18 protein-coding genes are annotated in these 15542 nt (G+C 61.8%); 17 read left to right on the top strand and 1 reads right to left on the bottom strand.

Going from position 1 to position 15542, the window contains the following annotated elements; genetic code table 11:
• Positions 1 to 4 precede the first annotated feature (4 nt).
• From ccoO (BFP89_RS23720) to hemN, 15 genes are all read left to right on the top strand, one after another.
• Entirely contained in the window at positions 5 to 613 is a 609-nt protein-coding gene (gene ccoO, locus BFP89_RS23720) for a cytochrome-c oxidase, cbb3-type subunit II (RefSeq protein ID WP_065887896.1), read from the top strand.
• 3 nt (positions 614 to 616) lie between these two features.
• A complete protein-coding gene (locus BFP89_RS23715; protein ID WP_065887895.1) occupies positions 617 to 817 on the top strand; it encodes a cbb3-type cytochrome oxidase subunit 3 in 201 nt (66 codons plus the stop codon).
• On the top strand, positions 814 to 1725 hold the full coding sequence (gene ccoP, locus BFP89_RS23710) for a cytochrome-c oxidase, cbb3-type subunit III (protein WP_065887894.1): 912 nt from the start codon (positions 814 to 816) through the stop codon (positions 1723 to 1725). The genes BFP89_RS23715 and ccoP (BFP89_RS23710) overlap by 4 nt, the downstream gene beginning before the upstream one ends.
• A gap of 421 nt (positions 1726 to 2146) precedes the next feature.
• Complete coding sequence (gene ccoN, locus BFP89_RS23705; RefSeq protein WP_065887893.1) at positions 2147 to 3589, top strand: cytochrome-c oxidase, cbb3-type subunit I; 1443 nt, start codon at positions 2147 to 2149, stop codon at positions 3587 to 3589.
• A complete protein-coding gene (ccoO, locus tag BFP89_RS23700; protein ID WP_025854274.1) occupies positions 3589 to 4197 on the top strand; it encodes a cytochrome-c oxidase, cbb3-type subunit II in 609 nt (202 codons plus the stop codon). Before ccoN ends, ccoO (BFP89_RS23700) begins: the two co-directional genes overlap by 1 nt.
• Before the next feature lie 5 nt (positions 4198 to 4202).
• Positions 4203 to 4388, top strand: a complete 186-nt coding sequence (locus BFP89_RS23695) for a CcoQ/FixQ family Cbb3-type cytochrome c oxidase assembly chaperone (protein WP_065887892.1) — start codon at positions 4203 to 4205, stop codon at positions 4386 to 4388.
• Positions 4385 to 5362 (top strand): cytochrome-c oxidase, cbb3-type subunit III, encoded by a 978-nt coding sequence (gene ccoP / locus BFP89_RS23690; RefSeq protein ID WP_065887891.1) that lies wholly within the window; start codon positions 4385 to 4387, stop codon positions 5360 to 5362. The genes BFP89_RS23695 and ccoP (BFP89_RS23690) overlap by 4 nt, the downstream gene beginning before the upstream one ends.
• Positions 5363 to 5501: 139 nt before the next feature.
• The gene (locus tag BFP89_RS23685) at positions 5502 to 5756 is read left to right on the top strand and encodes a type II toxin-antitoxin system Phd/YefM family antitoxin (RefSeq protein WP_065887890.1); all 255 of its coding nucleotides are present in this window, start codon (positions 5502 to 5504) and stop codon (positions 5754 to 5756) included.
• Positions 5756 to 6166 (top strand): type II toxin-antitoxin system VapC family toxin, encoded by a 411-nt coding sequence (locus tag BFP89_RS23680; RefSeq protein WP_065887889.1) that lies wholly within the window; start codon positions 5756 to 5758, stop codon positions 6164 to 6166. The genes BFP89_RS23685 and BFP89_RS23680 overlap by 1 nt, the downstream gene beginning before the upstream one ends.
• Before the next feature lie 207 nt (positions 6167 to 6373).
• The gene (gene ccoG, locus BFP89_RS23675) at positions 6374 to 7777 is read left to right on the top strand and encodes a cytochrome c oxidase accessory protein CcoG (protein ID WP_065887888.1); all 1404 of its coding nucleotides are present in this window, start codon (positions 6374 to 6376) and stop codon (positions 7775 to 7777) included.
• A 15-nt stretch (positions 7778 to 7792) separates the two neighbouring features.
• Positions 7793 to 8332, top strand: a complete 540-nt coding sequence (locus BFP89_RS23670) for a FixH family protein (RefSeq protein ID WP_065887887.1) — start codon at positions 7793 to 7795, stop codon at positions 8330 to 8332.
• 105 nt (positions 8333 to 8437) lie between these two features.
• Positions 8438 to 10882 (top strand): heavy metal translocating P-type ATPase, encoded by a 2445-nt coding sequence (locus BFP89_RS23665; protein ID WP_065887886.1) that lies wholly within the window; start codon positions 8438 to 8440, stop codon positions 10880 to 10882.
• Between the two features lie 22 nt (positions 10883 to 10904).
• A complete protein-coding gene (gene ccoS / locus BFP89_RS23660) occupies positions 10905 to 11117 on the top strand; it encodes a cbb3-type cytochrome oxidase assembly protein CcoS (RefSeq protein WP_057721235.1) in 213 nt (70 codons plus the stop codon).
• Positions 11110 to 11793, top strand: coding sequence for a sulfite exporter TauE/SafE family protein (locus tag BFP89_RS23655; protein ID WP_065887885.1), 684 nt, complete (start codon positions 11110 to 11112; stop codon positions 11791 to 11793). The genes ccoS and BFP89_RS23655 overlap by 8 nt, the downstream gene beginning before the upstream one ends.
• Before the next feature lie 103 nt (positions 11794 to 11896).
• Positions 11897 to 13279, top strand: coding sequence for an oxygen-independent coproporphyrinogen III oxidase (hemN, locus tag BFP89_RS23650; RefSeq protein WP_065887884.1), 1383 nt, complete (start codon positions 11897 to 11899; stop codon positions 13277 to 13279).
• Between the two features lie 6 nt (positions 13280 to 13285).
• Here hemN and BFP89_RS23645 read toward each other — a convergent pair whose 3' ends face one another.
• Positions 13286 to 13780 (bottom strand): hypothetical protein, encoded by a 495-nt coding sequence (locus BFP89_RS23645; protein ID WP_170827590.1) that lies wholly within the window; start codon positions 13778 to 13780, stop codon positions 13286 to 13288.
• Positions 13781 to 13936: 156 nt separating this feature from the next.
• Here BFP89_RS23645 and fnr point away from each other — a divergent pair, with 156 nt between their 5' ends.
• The gene (fnr, locus tag BFP89_RS23640) at positions 13937 to 14671 is read left to right on the top strand and encodes a fumarate/nitrate reduction transcriptional regulator Fnr (RefSeq protein ID WP_065887883.1); all 735 of its coding nucleotides are present in this window, start codon (positions 13937 to 13939) and stop codon (positions 14669 to 14671) included.
• A 78-nt stretch (positions 14672 to 14749) separates the two neighbouring features.
• A complete protein-coding gene (locus tag BFP89_RS23635; RefSeq protein ID WP_065887882.1) occupies positions 14750 to 15298 on the top strand; it encodes an adenine phosphoribosyltransferase in 549 nt (182 codons plus the stop codon).
• The last annotated feature ends 244 nt before the right edge of the window (positions 15299 to 15542 follow it).

Below are 15542 nucleotides of genomic sequence, written 5' to 3'. Positions count from 1 at the left end.
TGTGATGAAACACGAAACGATTGAAAAGAACGTCGGCCTGTTGATGCTGCTGATGGTGCTCGCCGTGAGCATTGGTGGCCTGACCCAGATCGTCCCGCTGTTCTTCCAGGACGTGACCAACAAGCCGGTCGAAGGCATGAAGCCCTACACCGCGTTGCAACTGGAAGGCCGCGACATCTACATCCGCGAAGGTTGTGTGCAGTGTCACTCGCAGATGATCCGCCCGTTCCGCGCCGAGACCGAGCGCTACGGTCACTATTCGGTGGCCGGCGAAAGCGTGTGGGACCACCCGTTCCTGTGGGGTTCCAAGCGCACCGGCCCGGACCTGGCCCGCGTCGGCGCACGCTACTCGGACGACTGGCACCGCGCGCACCTGTACAACCCGCGCAACGTGGTGCCGGAGTCGAAAATGCCGGCTTATCCGTGGCTGGTCACCGCCGCCGTCGACAGCAGCCACACCGAGACCAAGTTGAGCGTGATGCGCACCCTCGGCGTGCCCTACACCGATGACGACATCGCGGGCGCGGTTGCCAGCCTCAAGGGCAAGACCGAGATGGACGCGCTGGTTTCCTACCTGCAAGTGCTCGGCACTGCCATCAAGAGCAAGAGGTGAGCCATGGGATTTGAATTCGATGCGGGCACCATTCGCGGCCTCGGCACGCTGGTGGTGGCCATCGCCTTTATCGGCCTGTCGCTGTGGGTGTTCAACAACCGGCGCAACGCGGAGTTCGAGCAGGCGCGCCTGCTGCCGTTCGCCGATGAGCCTTCTCCATCCGACGCTCAAGATGAGCCTGCAACAAGGAGCACTCGGCCATGACGATCTTCTGGAGTACATGGATCTGCGTATTGACCCTGGGCAGCTTGATCGGCCTGACCTGGCTGCTGATCGGCACCCGCAAGGGCGAAACCCGCGGCAGCGTCGACCAGACCATGGGCCACGCCTTCGATGGGATCGAGGAATACGACAACCCACTGCCTCAATGGTGGTTCATGCTGTTCGTCGGCACCCTGATATTTGCCGTCGGCTACCTGATCCTCTATCCGGGCCTGGGCAACTGGAAAGGCGTACTGCCGGGCTATGAAGACGGCTGGACGTCGGCCAAGGAGTGGGACAAGGAAATGGCCAGGGCCGACACTAAGTTCGGGCCGATCTTCGCCAAATTCGCGGCCATGCCCGTGGAAGAAGTGGCCAAAGACCCGCAGGCCTTGAAGATGGGCGGTCGCCTGTTCGCGTCCAACTGCGCGGTGTGCCACGGCTCGGATGCCAAGGGCGCGTATGGCTTCCCGAATCTTGCGGACAACAACTGGCGCTGGGGCGGTTCGGCCGAAGCGATCAAGGCCACCATCATGAACGGTCGCCATGCGGCGATGCCGGCCTGGGGCGAAGTGCTGGGCGAGGATGGGGTGAAAAATGTCGCCGCGTATGTGCGTCACGACCTGGCCAAGTTGCCCTTGCCGGCGAACAACAATGCCGATTTGGCCGCCGGCCAAGCCGCATTCAGCACCACGTGCGTCGCCTGCCACGGCCCACAAGGCCACGGCGTGGAAGCCATGGGCGCGCCGAACCTGACCGAGCCAGGCGGCTTTATCTACGGCACCAGCCTGGCGCAATTGCAGCAGACCATCCGCCATGGTCGCCAGGGCCAGATGCCGGCGCAGGAAGTGCTGCAGGGCAATGACAAGGTGCATTTGCTGGCGGCCTATGTGTATAGCCTGACCCACTAGCACCTGTAGGAGCGAGCTTGCTCGCGAAGAACGTCAACGATAATGCGGTCAGTCTGGTCTATCGCGTTGCCTTTACGTTTTTCGCGAGCAAGCTCGCTCCTACCGTGTGGCGACATTTGCGACCAAGTGTCACACCCCTTCAAAACCCAACTGTCCCCTCCTCGCTTTCGGGTCTACGCTTGTTCCTGCAGTGGGCCAATCCTGGCGTACGCGACGGTAGCCGTTGCGCCCTCGAAAATTCCTGTCCACTCGATCAGCTTTAGATTTCTGACTTTGTCCTTACACAAAACAGGGAAAGTGCGCAGAATCTGGCGTGGAACGCCTTGATACAGGTCAGTCATTGCGTTGCAATGGCCCCTCGCTTTCTACATACTTGCGGCCGATTTTACCTATAAAAATACTTAAACCGTGGAACCTTAGAATGAGCACAGCAATCAGTCCGACTGCTTATAACTATAAGGTGGTTCGCCAGTTCGCCATCATGACGGTGGTCTGGGGAATTCTTGGCATGGGGCTCGGGGTGTTCATCGCCTCGCAACTGGTCTGGCCGCAATTGAATTTCGACCTGCCCTGGACGACCTTCGGCCGCCTGCGACCGCTGCACACCAACCTGGTGATCTTCGCCTTCGGTGGCTGTGCATTATTTGCCACCTCCTATTACGTCGTGCAGCGCACCTGCCAGACGCGCTTGATCTCCGATGGCCTCGCCGCCTTCACCTTCTGGGGCTGGCAGGCGGTCATCGTCGGCGCCATCATCAGCCTGCCCCTGGGCTACACCACCACCAAGGAATACGCCGAGCTGGAATGGCCGATCGCCATTTTGCTCGCCATCGTGTGGGTGACCTATGCCGTGGTGTTCTTCGGCACCATCGTCAAGCGCAAGACCAAGCACATCTATGTCGGCAACTGGTTCTACGGGGCGTTCATCCTGGTCACGGCGATGCTGCATATCGTCAACCACGCGTCCTTGCCGGTGAGCCTGTTCAAGTCCTACTCGGCCTACTCCGGCGCGACGGATGCGATGATCCAGTGGTGGTACGGGCATAACGCCGTCGGCTTTTTCCTGACCACCGGGTTCCTCGGAATGATGTATTACTTCGTGCCGAAACAGGCCGAACGCCCCATCTATTCCTATCGCCTGTCCATCGTGCATTTCTGGGCGCTGATCACCCTGTATATCTGGGCAGGTCCGCACCACCTGCACTACACCGCGTTGCCGGACTGGGCACAGTCCCTGGGCATGGCGATGTCGATCATCCTGCTGGCGCCAAGCTGGGGCGGCATGATCAACGGCATGATGACCCTCTCGGGCGCCTGGCATAAGCTGCGCACCGACCCGATCCTGCGCTTTCTGGTGGTGTCCCTGGCGTTCTACGGCATGTCGACCTTCGAAGGGCCGATGATGGCGATCAAGACCGTCAACTCGCTTTCCCACTACACCGACTGGACCATCGGCCACGTACACGCCGGGGCACTCGGCTGGGTGGCGATGATTTCCATCGGCGCGCTGTATCACATGATCCCCAAGCTGTTCGGCCGCGCACAGATGCACAGCGTCGGGCTGATCAACACGCACTTCTGGCTGGCCACGATCGGCACCGTGCTCTACATCGCCTCGATGTGGGTCAACGGCATCACCCAGGGCCTGATGTGGCGTGCGATCAATGATGACGGCACCCTCACGTATTCCTTCGTCGAAGCGCTGCAAGCCAGCCACCCGGGCTATATCGTCCGCGCCCTGGGCGGTGCGTTCTTTGCCGCCGGCATGCTGTTCATGGCCTACAACGTCTGGCGCACCGTGCGTGCCTCCGACCCGGCGCAAGCTGAAGCCGCCGCCAAGATCGCCGTTGTGGGAGCCCACTGATGAAGCATGAAGTCGTCGAGAAGAATATCGGCCTGCTGGCCTTCTTCATGGTCATCGCTGTGAGCATCGGTGGCCTGACCCAGATCGTCCCGCTGTTTTTCCAGGACGTGACCAACAAGCCGGTCGAAGGCATGAAGCCGCGCACCGCCCTCGAACTGGAAGGCCGCGACGTCTACATCGCCAACGGCTGCGTGGGCTGCCACTCACAGATGATTCGCCCGTTCCGCGCCGAAACCGAACGCTACGGCCACTACTCGGTGGCCGGTGAAAGCGTGTGGGACCATCCGTTCCTGTGGGGCTCCAAGCGTACCGGCCCGGACCTGGCCCGTGTCGGCGGGCGTTACTCCGATGACTGGCAGCGTGCGCACCTGTACAACCCGCGCAACGTGGTGCCCGAGTCGAAAATGCCGGCGTACCCGTTCCTGGTGGAAAACAAGCTCGACGGCAAGGACACCGCGAAGAAGATGGAAGTCTTGCGCACCCTGGGCGTGCCCTACACCGACGAAGACATCGCCGGTGCGGCCGCAGCCGTAAAGGGCAAGACCGAAATGGACGCATTGGTGGCCTACCTGCAAGGCCTTGGCACCCTCATCAAAAGCAAACGGTGACTGGCATGGATATCGGCATGATTCGTGGCCTGGGCACCGTTGTGGTGATGGTGGCCTTTATCGGCCTGGCGCTGTGGGTGTTCAGCCCCCGGCGCAAATCGGAATTCGACGACGCGACCATGCTGCCCTTTGCAGATGATCCCGAAGCCATCAAGCACGTCGAGAAAGCGTCTAGGAGTAACAAAGAATGACTACGTTCTGGAGCCTGTATGTCACAGTCCTCAGTCTGGGTACCATCTTCGCCCTGACCTGGCTGCTGCTGTCGACCCGCAAGGGCCAGCGCGCCGAGCAGACGGACGAGACCGTCGGCCACTCGTTCGACGGTATCGAGGAATACGACAACCCGCTGCCCAAATGGTGGTTCATGCTGTTTGTCGGCACCATCATCTTCGCCCTCGGTTACCTTGCGCTCTACCCCGGCCTGGGCAACTGGAAAGGCCTGCTGCCAGGCTACAACTACCTCGACAACGACAAGCAAACCCCGTTTGCCAACGGCCAGACCGGCTGGACCGGCGTGCACGAATGGGAAAAGGAAATGGCCAGGTCGGAGGCCAGGTTCGGGCCGATTTTCGCCAAATTCGCCTCGATGCCGATTGAAGAAGTCGCCAGGGACCCGCAAGCCCTGAAGATGGGCGGTCGGCTGTTTGCCTCCAACTGCTCGGTGTGCCACGGTTCCGACGCCAAGGGCGCCTACGGTTTCCCCAACCTCACCGACGCCGACTGGCGCTGGGGCGGCGACCCGGCAACCATCAAGCAAACCATCATGCAAGGCCGCCACGCAGTGATGCCAGGCTGGGCTGAAGTGATCGGCGAACAAGGCGTGGCGGACGTAGCGGCCTTCGTGGTGACCAACCTCGACGGCCGCAAACTGCCGGAAGGCGCCAAGGCCGACGTGGCCAACGGCGAGAAACTCTTCGCCGCCAACTGCGTGGCCTGCCACGGCCCGGCCGGTAAAGGCACCCCCGCCATGGGCGCGCCGGACCTGACGCACCCGGGTGCGTTCATCTACGGCTCAAGCTTCGCCCAGTTGCAGCAGACCATCCGCTATGGTCGCCAGGGTCAGATGCCCGCGCAGGAGCAACTGCAGGGCAATGACAAGGTGCACTTGCTGGCGGCGTATGTGTACAGCTTGTCCCACGGGGACAAGAAGGCTGAAGAGCAGTAAGTCCTCGAACACAAAAAGCCCCGCTCAGCGAAAACTGACGGGGCTTTTTTGTTTCTCGCTGCCAGGGCCTCATGACTTGCCACGCGCAACCATCAAGTAGTAACGTAACTACATCAAGTCTAACGAAGGGGGATACCCCATGACCATCACGACCATTTCCAGCCGCGAATTCAATCAGGACACAAGTGGTGCCAAAAAAGCCGCGCGCAAGGGCCCGGTTTTTATCACCGATCGCGGCAAGCCCGCCCATGTACTGCTAAGCATTGAGGACTACCAGAAACTCACAGGCCTGAATGCCGATATCGTTGAGCTGCTAGTGATGCCGGAAGCGGCCGATATCGACTTCGAAACCGAACGTGCCGTGATCATTCATCGACCCGTGGACTTTTCTTGATGTATCTACTCGACACCAACGTAATCTCTGAACTGCGTAAACCTCAGGCTGATGCAAAAGTCGTTGCCTGGGCCAAAAGCGTGATAGCGCCGCGTATGTTTATCTCGGCGATCACGCTGAAGGAACTGGAAACCGGCGTCCTGCGCATTGAACGGCGAGACCCGGCTCAGGGGAAGGTATTGAGGACCTGGCTCAGGCGTCATGTGATGCCAGCTTTTGATGCGAGAATCCTGCCCGTCGACGCGGCCGTCGCGTTGCGTTGTGCGCACTTGCATGTTCCAGACAAGTCCAACGAGAGTGACTCGTTGATCGCCGCAACCGCTCTGGTTCATGGGCTTACTGTCGTCACACGTAACGTCAGCGATTTCAAATCCAGCGGCGTTGCGCTGATTAACCCATGGGACGAATGACCGTCCTGCGAGCAAAAACCGTCCATACTCAACAAGTCAATTGATCCAGGTCACTTACACCATCAATTGATTTGCCCCAACGCGACCAAAGGTCGCACCCTTTACGCACCGTCGGGGGCGTATCATTAGGCCACTGCAACACCCCCAATTTGACCGCGGTTGGCACGTACTGGCCGAGGCAAATCTCCACCGCCGTGGGATGCAATGATGAGCGACCAGATACCGGTACACGACGTTACCCCGCCTGCCAAAAGCGTCGACCTCTACGCTTCGCGAGAGAAGATTTATACCCGTGCCTTCACCGGCCTGTTTCGCAATCTGCGCATGCTCGGCGGTGCCGCACTGTTCCTGCTCTACTTCGGCACCGTGTGGCTGAACTGGGGCGGTCACCAGGCGGTGTGGTGGAACCTGCCGGAGCGTAAGTTCTTCATTTTTGGCGCCACCTTCTGGCCCCAGGATTTCATCCTGCTCTCGGGCATCCTTATCGTCGCGGCGTTCGGCCTGTTCTTTATCACCGTGTACGCCGGGCGCGTGTGGTGCGGTTACACCTGCCCGCAAAGCGTGTGGACGTGGATCTTCATGTGGTGCGAAAAGGTCACCGAAGGCGACCGCAACCAGCGTATCAAGCTCGACAAGGCGCCCATGGGCGCCGGCAAATTCCTGCGCAAGTTCAGCAAGCACACGCTGTGGCTGCTGATCGGCTTTGTCACCGGTATGACCTTCGTCGGCTACTTCTCGCCGATCCGCGAACTGGTACTGGACTTCTTCACCGGCCAGGCCGACGGCTGGTCGTACTTCTGGGTCGGTTTCTTCACCCTCGCCACCTACGGCAACGCCGGCTGGCTGCGCGAACAGGTGTGCATCTACATGTGCCCGTATGCGCGTTTCCAGAGCGTGATGTTCGACAAGGACACGCTGATCGTGTCCTACGACCCACGCCGTGGCGAAGTGCGCGGTCCGCGCAAGAAGGGGGTCGACTACAAGGCCCAGGGCCTGGGCGATTGCATCGACTGCACGATGTGCGTGCAAGTGTGCCCCACCGGTATCGACATCCGCGACGGCCTGCAGATCGAGTGCATCGGCTGCGCCGCCTGTATCGACGCGTGCGACACGATCATGGACAAGATGGACTACCCGCGCGGCCTGATCAGCTACACCACCGAGCACAATCTGTCCGGGCAGAAAACCCATAAATTGCGTCCGCGCCTGATCGGTTACGCCCTGGTGTTGCTGGCGATGATCAGCCTGCTGGTGGCCGCCTTCTTCATGCGTTCGCTGGTGGGCTTCGACGTGAGCAAGGACCGGGTGCTGTACCGCGAAAACGCCGAAGGCCGCATCGAGAACGTCTACAGCCTGAAGATCATGAACAAGGACCAGCGCGACCACACCTATGTGCTCGACGCCGCCGGCCTGCCCGACCTCAAGCTGCAAGGCCGACGCGAAATCAAGGTGGCCGCCGGCGACATCGTCAGCATGCCGGTGGAATTGTCGAGCGCCCCCGAGCAATTGCCGTCGAGCACCAACGAAGTGACGTTCATCCTCGAGGATGCCGACGACACCCGCGTTCACATTGAAGCCAAGAGCCGATTCATCGGCCCACAAGTTCGTTAGACAGGGAATACAAGAATGCCCGCAGCCACTGCCGCAAGCCCTTGGTACAAGCACCTCTGGCCCTGGATCATCATCGGCATCCTTGCCTGCTCGGTGACCCTGACCCTGTCCATGGTGACCATCGCGGTGAATAACCCGGACAACCTGGTCAACGACAATTATTACGAGGCCGGCAAAGGCATCAACCGCTCCCTGGACCGCGAACGCCTGGCCCAGACCCTCCAGTTGCGCGGCAAGCTGCACCTGGACGAACTGACCGGTGAAGTCGAACTGCGCCTGACCGGCTACAGCAACCCGAACACGCTGGAACTGAACCTGATTTCCCCGACCCAGCCAGAGAAGGATCGCAAGATCAACCTGACCCGCAGCGACAGCGAGCCCGGCCGCTATATCGGCCAGGTCACCGAGAAGGTCGAAGGCCGGCGCTTCGTGGAATTGCTCGGCGTGGAAGGCGACAAGACCTGGCGTCTGTTCGAAGAAGAAGAGGTCAGCCACGACAAGGACTTGCTGCTCGGAGACGAACCGTTGCAGGGTGCCGAAGACCTGAAAAAGTAAAAGATCGCGCTTCGCGGGCAAGCCCACTCCCACATTGGAACGCGTACCCCTGTGGGAGTGGGCTTGCCCGCGATGAGGCCCTTCCAGCCACCAAAGATCCCGACCATGACCACCCCCTGCTACCACTGCGCGCTGCCCGTCCCCGCCGGCAGCCGGTTCACCACCGACATCCTCGGCGAGCGTCGCGAGCTTTGCTGCCCGGGGTGCCAGGCGGTGGCCGAGGCGATTGTGGCGGGCGGGCTGGAAAGCTACTACCGGCACCGCAGCGAAGCCTCGGCCAACCCCGAGGCCTTGCCGGTGCAACTGCTCGATGAATTGGCGCTGTACGACCGCGCCGACGTGCAAAAGCCCTTCGTGCGCCACACAGGCGAACTCGCTGAAATCACCCTGCTCATGGAAGGCATCAGTTGCGCGGCCTGTGGCTGGTTGATCGAGAAACACCTGCGCGGCCTGCCCGCCGTGGCCGAAGCACGGCTGAACCTGTCCAACCACCGCCTGCATGTGCGCTGGGCCGACGGGCAGTTACCGTTGAGCCAAGTGCTCAGTGAACTGCGCCATATCGGTTATGCCGCCCACCCCTATCAAGCGGACCGTGCCGCCGAACAACTGGCCGGCGAGAATCGCCTGGCCCTGCGCCAGCTGGGTGTTGCCGGGCTGTTGTGGTTCCAGGCCATGATGGCGACCATGGCCACCTGGCCGGAATTCAATATCGACCTCAGCCCCGAACTGCATGTGATCCTGCGCTGGGTTGCGATGTTTCTGACAACTCCCATCGTGTTCTACAGCTGCGCACCGTTTTTCAAAGGCGCGCTGCGCGATCTGCGCACGCGTCACCTGACCATGGACGTGTCGGTGTCCCTGGCCATTGGCGGGGCTTATCTGGCGGGGATCTGGACGGCGATCACCGGCGTGGGTGAGCTGTACTTCGACGCGGTCGGCATGTTCGCGCTGTTCCTGCTGGCCGGACGCTACCTGGAACGGCGCGCTCGCGAGCGCACCGCCGCCGCCACCGCGCAGTTGGTCAACCTGCTGCCGGCCTCGTGCCTGCGCCTGGGCGCGGACGGCCAGAGCGAACGCATCCTGCTGGGCGAGTTGGCCGTGGGTGACCGGGTGCTGGTGCATCCTGGCGCGGTGCTGCCGGCGGACGGGGTGATTGTCGAAGGCCAGTCCAGCGTCGATGAATCCCTGCTCACCGGCGAATACCTGCCGCAGCCTAGGCATGTCAGCGATGCGGTCACCGCCGGCACCCTCAACGTGGAAGGCGTGCTGACCGTCGAGGTGCGCGCCCTCGGCCACGACACGCGCCTGTCCGCCATCGTGCGCCTGCTGGAGCGCGCCCAGGCCGAGAAACCGCGCCTGGCGCAGATCGCCGACCGCGCCGCACAGTGGTTTTTGCTGGCGTCCCTGATTGCGGCTGCAGTGATCGGCCTGGTGTGGTGGCAGCTGGATGCATCACGGGCGTTCTGGATCGTATTGGCCATGCTGGTCGCCACCTGCCCGTGCGCGCTGTCCCTGGCGACACCCACTGCCCTCACCGCCGCCACCGGCACCCTGCACAGCCTTGGGTTGCTGCTGACCCGCGGCCATGTGCTGGAGGGTCTGAACCAGATCGACACGGTGATTTTCGACAAGACCGGTACGCTCACCGAAGGACGCCTGGCGTTACGCGCCATCCGGCCTCTGGGCGAACTGGACAGCGACCAGTGCCTGAGCCTCGCCGCCGCACTGGAAAACCGCTCCGAACACCCGATTGCCCGCGCCTTTGGCCGTGCGCCCCTGGCGGCCCATGACGTATCCAGCAGCCCCGGCCTGGGCCTGCAAGGACGTGTGGGCGAACGCCTGTTGCGCATCGGCCAACCCGGGTTTGTCTGTGAACTCAGCGCCGGCCCGATCCCGGCGTCACCGGACGAAGCCGGGCAATGGCTGCTGCTGGGCGATCAACGCGGCGCGCTCGCCTGGTTCGTGCTCGACGACCGCCTGCGCAGCGACGCGCCTGCGCTGCTGGCGGCGTGCAAGGCGCGCGGCTGGCGCACCTTGCTGCTGTCGGGAGACAGCTCGCCGATGGTCGCCAGTGTCGCTGCCGAACTGGGCATCGATGAAGCCCATGGCGGCCTGCGTCCCGACGACAAGCTGCAGGTGCTGCAGCGCCTGCATCAAGAGGGCCGCACAGTGCTGATGCTCGGCGACGGCGTCAACGATGTGCCCGTACTGGCCGCCGCGGATATCAGCGTGGCAATGGGCTCGGCCACCGACCTGGCAAAGACCAGCGCCGATGCGGTGCTGTTGTCCAACCGCCTGGAGGCGCTGGTGCAGGCGTTCTCCCTGGCGCGACGCACACGTCGAGTCATCATCGAAAACCTGCTGTGGGCCGGTCTGTACAATGGCCTGATGCTGCCGTTCGCGGCCCTGGGGTGGATCACCCCGATCTGGGCGGCAATCGGCATGTCCCTCAGTTCGTTGACGGTGGTGCTCAATGCCCTGCGCCTGACGCGCCTGCCAAGCGCGCCGGCCGTTGGCGCCCCCTTGATCAATCGCCCGCTGCCGGCGTGAGCCGCGCGGGCATGGAGTGCAGATGCCAGCTCTATACGTGATGATTCCGGCGGCGCTGCTGTTAGTGGGCGTGGCCATCTACATCTTCTTCTGGGCCGTGGACAGCGGCCAGTACGAAGACCTCGACGGCCCGGCCCACAGTGTGCTGTTCGACGACCAGGACCCCAATCACCTGGCCGCCATCGACGAAGCCAACCGCGCCGAACAGCCGCCCAAGGAACCGCCCCATGCTTGAGCTGGCGCCTTTGCTGGCCTCTGCGCTGATCCTCGGCCTGCTCGGCGGTGGCCATTGCCTGGGCATGTGCGGCGGGCTGATGGGCGCGCTGACCCTGGCGATTCCCAGGGAACAGCGCAGCCGCCGTTTTCGCCTGCTGCTGGCGTACAACCTGGGACGCATCTTAAGTTATGCCGCAGCGGGGTTGCTGATCGGCCTGGCCGGGTGGGCCGTGGCCAACAGCCCGGCGGCGATGTTCATGCGGGTGCTCGCCGGGCTGCTGCTGATCAGCATGGGCCTGTACCTGGCCGGCTGGTGGAGCGGCCTGACCCGTCTCGAAAGCCTCGGGCGCGGCCTGTGGCGACATATCCAGCCGATGGCCAACCGCCTGCTGCCGGTGTCCAGCCTGCCCCGCGCTTTACTGCTGGGCGCGCTGTGGGGCTGGTTGCCGTGCGGGTTGGTCTACAGCACCCTGCTTTGGGCCGCAAGCCAGGGCAATGCGCTGGACAGCGCGCTGCTGATGCTCGCGTTCGGCCTGGGCACCTGGCCGGTATTGCTGGCGACCGGGCTGGCCGCCGAACGTGTCACCGCGCTGTTGCGCAGGCGCAGCGTGCGCATGGCCGGTGGTTTGCTGGTGGTGCTGTTCGGGCTCTGGACCCTGCCCGGGCCGCACCAGCATTGGCTGATGGGGCACTGACCGGCCCTGTGGCATAGCGCCGCTCCCCGTTGATGCAAATCAACATGCCCGCCCCACCCAGCCCCTAGACTCGGCCCACCAGCCAAACCGGGGGACCGCCCGCATGCTCGACGCCATTCGTTGGGACACCGATCTGATTCATCGCTACGACCTGGCGGGGCCGCGCTACACGTCCTACCCCACCGCCGTACAATTCGACAGCCAGGTCGGCACTTTCGACCTGCTCCATGCGCTGCGCGACAGTCGCAAAGCCACCCGGCCGTTGTCGCTGTATGTACACGTGCCGTTCTGCGCCAATATTTGTTACTACTGCGCCTGCAACAAGGTGATTACCAAGGACCGTGGTCGCGCCCAGGCCTATTTGCAACGCCTGATGCAGGAGATCCAGCAGGTCGCCTGCCACCTCGACCCGAAACAGCCGGTGGAACAACTGCATCTGGGCGGCGGCACGCCGACCTTTCTCAGCCATGACGAATTGCGCCAGGTGATGGCACACCTGCGCCAGCACTTTAATTTGCTCGAGGACGATTCGGGCGACTACGGCATCGAGATCGACCCTCGCGAAGCCGACTGGGCGACCATGGGCCTGCTGCGCGAACTGGGCTTCAACCGCGTCAGCATCGGGTTGCAGGACCTTGACCCCGAGGTGCAACGGGCGGTCAATCGCCTGCAAAGCCTGGAAGAAACCCGCGCGGTGATCGACGCGGCGCGCACCCTGCAATTTCGCTCGATCAATATCGACCTGATCTACGGCTTGCCCAAGCAGTCGCCGCTGAATTTTGCGCGCACCGTAGAAGAAGTCATCCGCCTGCAACCCGACCGCCTGTCGGTATTCAACTACGCACACCTGCCGGAGCGCTTCATGCCCCAGCGGCGGATCAACACCGACGATCTGCCCTCGCCGGCAGAAAAACTGTTGATGCTGCAAACCACCATCGAACAATTGACCCAGGCCGGCTACCGCTATATCGGCATGGACCACTTTGCCCTGCCGGACGACGAACTGGCCATCGCCCAGGAAGAAGGCACCCTGCAGCGCAACTTCCAGGGCTATACCACCCACGGGCACTGCGATCTGATTGGATTGGGCGTATCGGCGATCAGCCAGATCGGCGACCTGTACTGCCAGAACAGCAGTGATCTCAACGGCTACCAGAATGCCTTGGCGGGCGCGCAACTGGCCACCAGCCGTGGGTTGATCTGCACCACGGACGACCGTCTGCGACGGGCGGTGATTCAGCAGCTAATCTGCAATTTCAGCCTGGTGTTCGAGGACATCGAGCAGGCATTCAACATCGATTTTCGCGGCTATTTCGACGATATATGGCCGCAGTTGCAAATAATGGCCGCAGACGGCCTGATCGAACTGGACGCCCAGGGCCTTCGTGTGATGCCGGCCGGGCGCTTGCTGGTGCGTTCGGTGTGCATGGTGTTCGATGCCTACCTTGAGCACCAGAATCGCCAGCGTTTCTCGCGGGTGATCTGAGACTGCCTACGCCATCGCCAGGGAGGCGGCCTTCATCGCATCGGGGCCACTGAGCCCCTTCATGGCCTTGCCCAACGCAGTCTGCGCCGTGATGAGGCTCGCGTTCAGCACGGCAATCGCACCCTGCAGGTTATTGACCTTGACCCTGGCCTGCTCCGCAGAAAGCGTGTTATCGGCCATGACAGCGGTCAGTTCGGCCTGTTTTTCTGCAATCTGTTTCTTGATCTCGCGGATCATCTTCAAGACCTGCTGGACCTCGTTGGGCAGGCCGCTTTCCTCGATATCGCTGTTGGATTTTTTCGTGTCTCTGACCGCCTGCAAGGCTGCGCCCGAAAGGGTCACCTTCACACCTTCGTCCGTCTTGGTACTGAGGGGCGAAGAAGTGGCGTCCTTCAGCTCTTTGCCAGCCGCCGCCGACTTCGCTTCTGCCACCTGGTCTTTCGGCTCCGGCAAAGGCAGCGCGCTGAGGCTTGCCGGGGTATTTGCACCGATGGAAATCATGGGTCTGGCTCCGAATTCAAAAGGTATCGTTACTTTGTATCGGCCACGACACACGGACCTTTATAACGCCGAGGCTTTTCGTACCACGCTGGCCTCATCTACCCCCAGTGCGTTACCCTTACGTCTTATGTGTGTTTTCCCACAAGGATTTAAGAAATGTCCGAGCCAGTCAAACTGCGCGCTCACAGCCAGGCTCACTGCAAGGATTGCAGCCTGGCTCCCCTCTGCCTGCCACTTTCGCTGAATCTGGAAGACATGGAAGCGCTGGACGACATCGTTAAACGTGGCCGCCCGCTGAAAAAAGGCGAGTTTCTGTTTCGCCAGGGCGACAAGTTCGATTCCGTCTATGCAGTACGCTCGGGCGCATTAAAGACATTCAGCCTCAGCGACGGCGGCGAAGAGCAAATCACCGGCTTCCACTTGCCCAGTGAATTGGTCGGTTTGTCGGGGATGGACACCGAAATGCATCCCGTGTCGGCGCAGGCGCTGGAGACTACATCGGTGTGCGAAATTCCTTTCGAGCGCCTTGATGAACTGGCCCTGCAACTGCCACAGCTGCGCCGTCAGTTGATGCGCGTCATGAGCCGCGAGATTCGTGACGATCAACAGATGATGCTGCTGTTGTCGAAGAAAACCGCCGACGAGCGCATTGCGACCTTCCTGGTCAACCTGTCGGCGCGCTTTCGCGCCCGTGGTTTTTCGGCCAACCAGTTCCGCCTGAGCATGTCGCGCAATGAAATCGGCAATTACCTGGGCCTTGCGGTGGAAACCGTGTCCCGCGTGTTTACCCGCTTCCAGCAGAACGCATTGATTGCCGCCGAGGGCAAGGAAGTGCATATCCTCGACCCTATCCAACTGTGCGCACTGGCCGGTGGTTCCCTGGAAGGGTAATCCGCGCTCTGCGGCCGAGCGAACCGGCAAGGCCGCAGGTATACTTCGGGTCCGTTTTCCGCCCAGGACCCTTCGACGATGACTTTCGATTCGTTCGACATCAAATCCCTGATTCGCCCCGTCATCGACTTCCCCAAGCCTGGGGTGATCTTCCGTGACATCACGCCGTTGTTTCAGTCGCCCCGCGCCCTGCGCCTGGTCGCCGACAGCTTTGCCCAGCGTTATGTCGAAGCCGACTTCAGCCATATCGGCGCAATGGATGCCCGCGGTTTCCTGATCGGCTCGATCGTCGCCTACCAGCTCAACAAGCCACTGATCCTGTTTCGCAAGCAAGGCAAATTGCCGGCTGACGTGTTGGCCGAGGCCTACCAGACCGAATATGGCGAAGCGCTGCTTGAGGTGCATGCCGACAGCCTGTGCGAAGGCGACTCGGTGCTGATGTTCGATGACTTGATCGCCACCGGTGGCACCCTGATTGCGGCGGCGAACCTGGTGCGGCGCATGGGTGCGCAGATCTTTGAAGCGGCGGCGATTATTGATTTGCCGGAGCTGGGTGGGTCGCAGCGGTTGGAGGATATGGGGATTCCCACGTTCTGCCTGACGCAGTTTGGGTTGACCGAGCGGTAGTCGTTGTCAGGGCGGGCCTCATCGGGGGCAAGCCCCCTCCCACAGTTTTGACTGTGTTCACAAATCAAATGTGGGAGGGGGCTTGCCCCCGATGGCGGCCTCTGAGCCGACCAGGATGTTGGATCAGATCGAGTACATATCCATTATTTAGGTAACGGCCACTTAGGGTTCCGCCCTGACGGCGGCTCACTTTTGAAAAGCGCAAAAGTAAGCAAAACGCTCTTGCCCCACCACTCGGCACCTC

It is taken from the genome of Pseudomonas sp. 31 R 17, assembly GCF_900004915.1.
Lineage (GTDB): Bacteria > Pseudomonadota > Gammaproteobacteria > Pseudomonadales > Pseudomonadaceae > Aquipseudomonas > Aquipseudomonas orientalis_A.
Note: the sequence above shows the minus strand (reverse complement) of the source record. Positions and strands in the feature narration are given on the sequence as shown.

What these genes read in the sequence shown, in the direction of transcription:
- BFP89_RS23670 (WP_065887887.1), top strand. Translation starts at nt 7,793, where the DNA reads ATGCCCGCAGCCACTGCCGCAAGCCCTTGGTACAAGCACCTCTGGCCC.
- ccoN (WP_065887893.1), top strand. Translation starts at nt 2,147, where the DNA reads ATGAGCACAGCAATCAGTCCGACTGCTTATAACTATAAGGTGGTTCGC.
- BFP89_RS23655 (WP_065887885.1), top strand. Translation starts at nt 11,110, where the DNA reads ATGCTTGAGCTGGCGCCTTTGCTGGCCTCTGCGCTGATCCTCGGCCTG.
- ccoO (WP_025854274.1), top strand. Translation starts at nt 3,589, where the DNA reads ATGAAGCATGAAGTCGTCGAGAAGAATATCGGCCTGCTGGCCTTCTTC.
- ccoG (WP_065887888.1), top strand. Translation starts at nt 6,374, where the DNA reads ATGAGCGACCAGATACCGGTACACGACGTTACCCCGCCTGCCAAAAGC.
- BFP89_RS23695 (WP_065887892.1), top strand. Translation starts at nt 4,203, where the DNA reads ATGGATATCGGCATGATTCGTGGCCTGGGCACCGTTGTGGTGATGGTG.
- BFP89_RS23680 (WP_065887889.1), top strand. Translation starts at nt 5,756, where the DNA reads ATGTATCTACTCGACACCAACGTAATCTCTGAACTGCGTAAACCTCAG.
- ccoS (WP_057721235.1), top strand. Translation starts at nt 10,905, where the DNA reads ATGCCAGCTCTATACGTGATGATTCCGGCGGCGCTGCTGTTAGTGGGC.
- fnr (WP_065887883.1), top strand. Translation starts at nt 13,937, where the DNA reads ATGTCCGAGCCAGTCAAACTGCGCGCTCACAGCCAGGCTCACTGCAAG.
- BFP89_RS23685 (WP_065887890.1), top strand. Translation starts at nt 5,502, where the DNA reads ATGACCATCACGACCATTTCCAGCCGCGAATTCAATCAGGACACAAGT.
- ccoO (WP_065887896.1), top strand. Translation starts at nt 5, where the DNA reads ATGAAACACGAAACGATTGAAAAGAACGTCGGCCTGTTGATGCTGCTG.
- BFP89_RS23715 (WP_065887895.1), top strand. Translation starts at nt 617, where the DNA reads ATGGGATTTGAATTCGATGCGGGCACCATTCGCGGCCTCGGCACGCTG.
- BFP89_RS23645 (WP_170827590.1), bottom strand. Translation starts at nt 13,780, where the DNA reads ATGATTTCCATCGGTGCAAATACCCCGGCAAGCCTCAGCGCGCTGCCT.
- ccoP (WP_065887891.1), top strand. Translation starts at nt 4,385, where the DNA reads ATGACTACGTTCTGGAGCCTGTATGTCACAGTCCTCAGTCTGGGTACC.
- ccoP (WP_065887894.1), top strand. Translation starts at nt 814, where the DNA reads ATGACGATCTTCTGGAGTACATGGATCTGCGTATTGACCCTGGGCAGC.
- BFP89_RS23665 (WP_065887886.1), top strand. Translation starts at nt 8,438, where the DNA reads ATGACCACCCCCTGCTACCACTGCGCGCTGCCCGTCCCCGCCGGCAGC.
- hemN (WP_065887884.1), top strand. Translation starts at nt 11,897, where the DNA reads ATGCTCGACGCCATTCGTTGGGACACCGATCTGATTCATCGCTACGAC.
- BFP89_RS23635 (WP_065887882.1), top strand. Translation starts at nt 14,750, where the DNA reads ATGACTTTCGATTCGTTCGACATCAAATCCCTGATTCGCCCCGTCATC.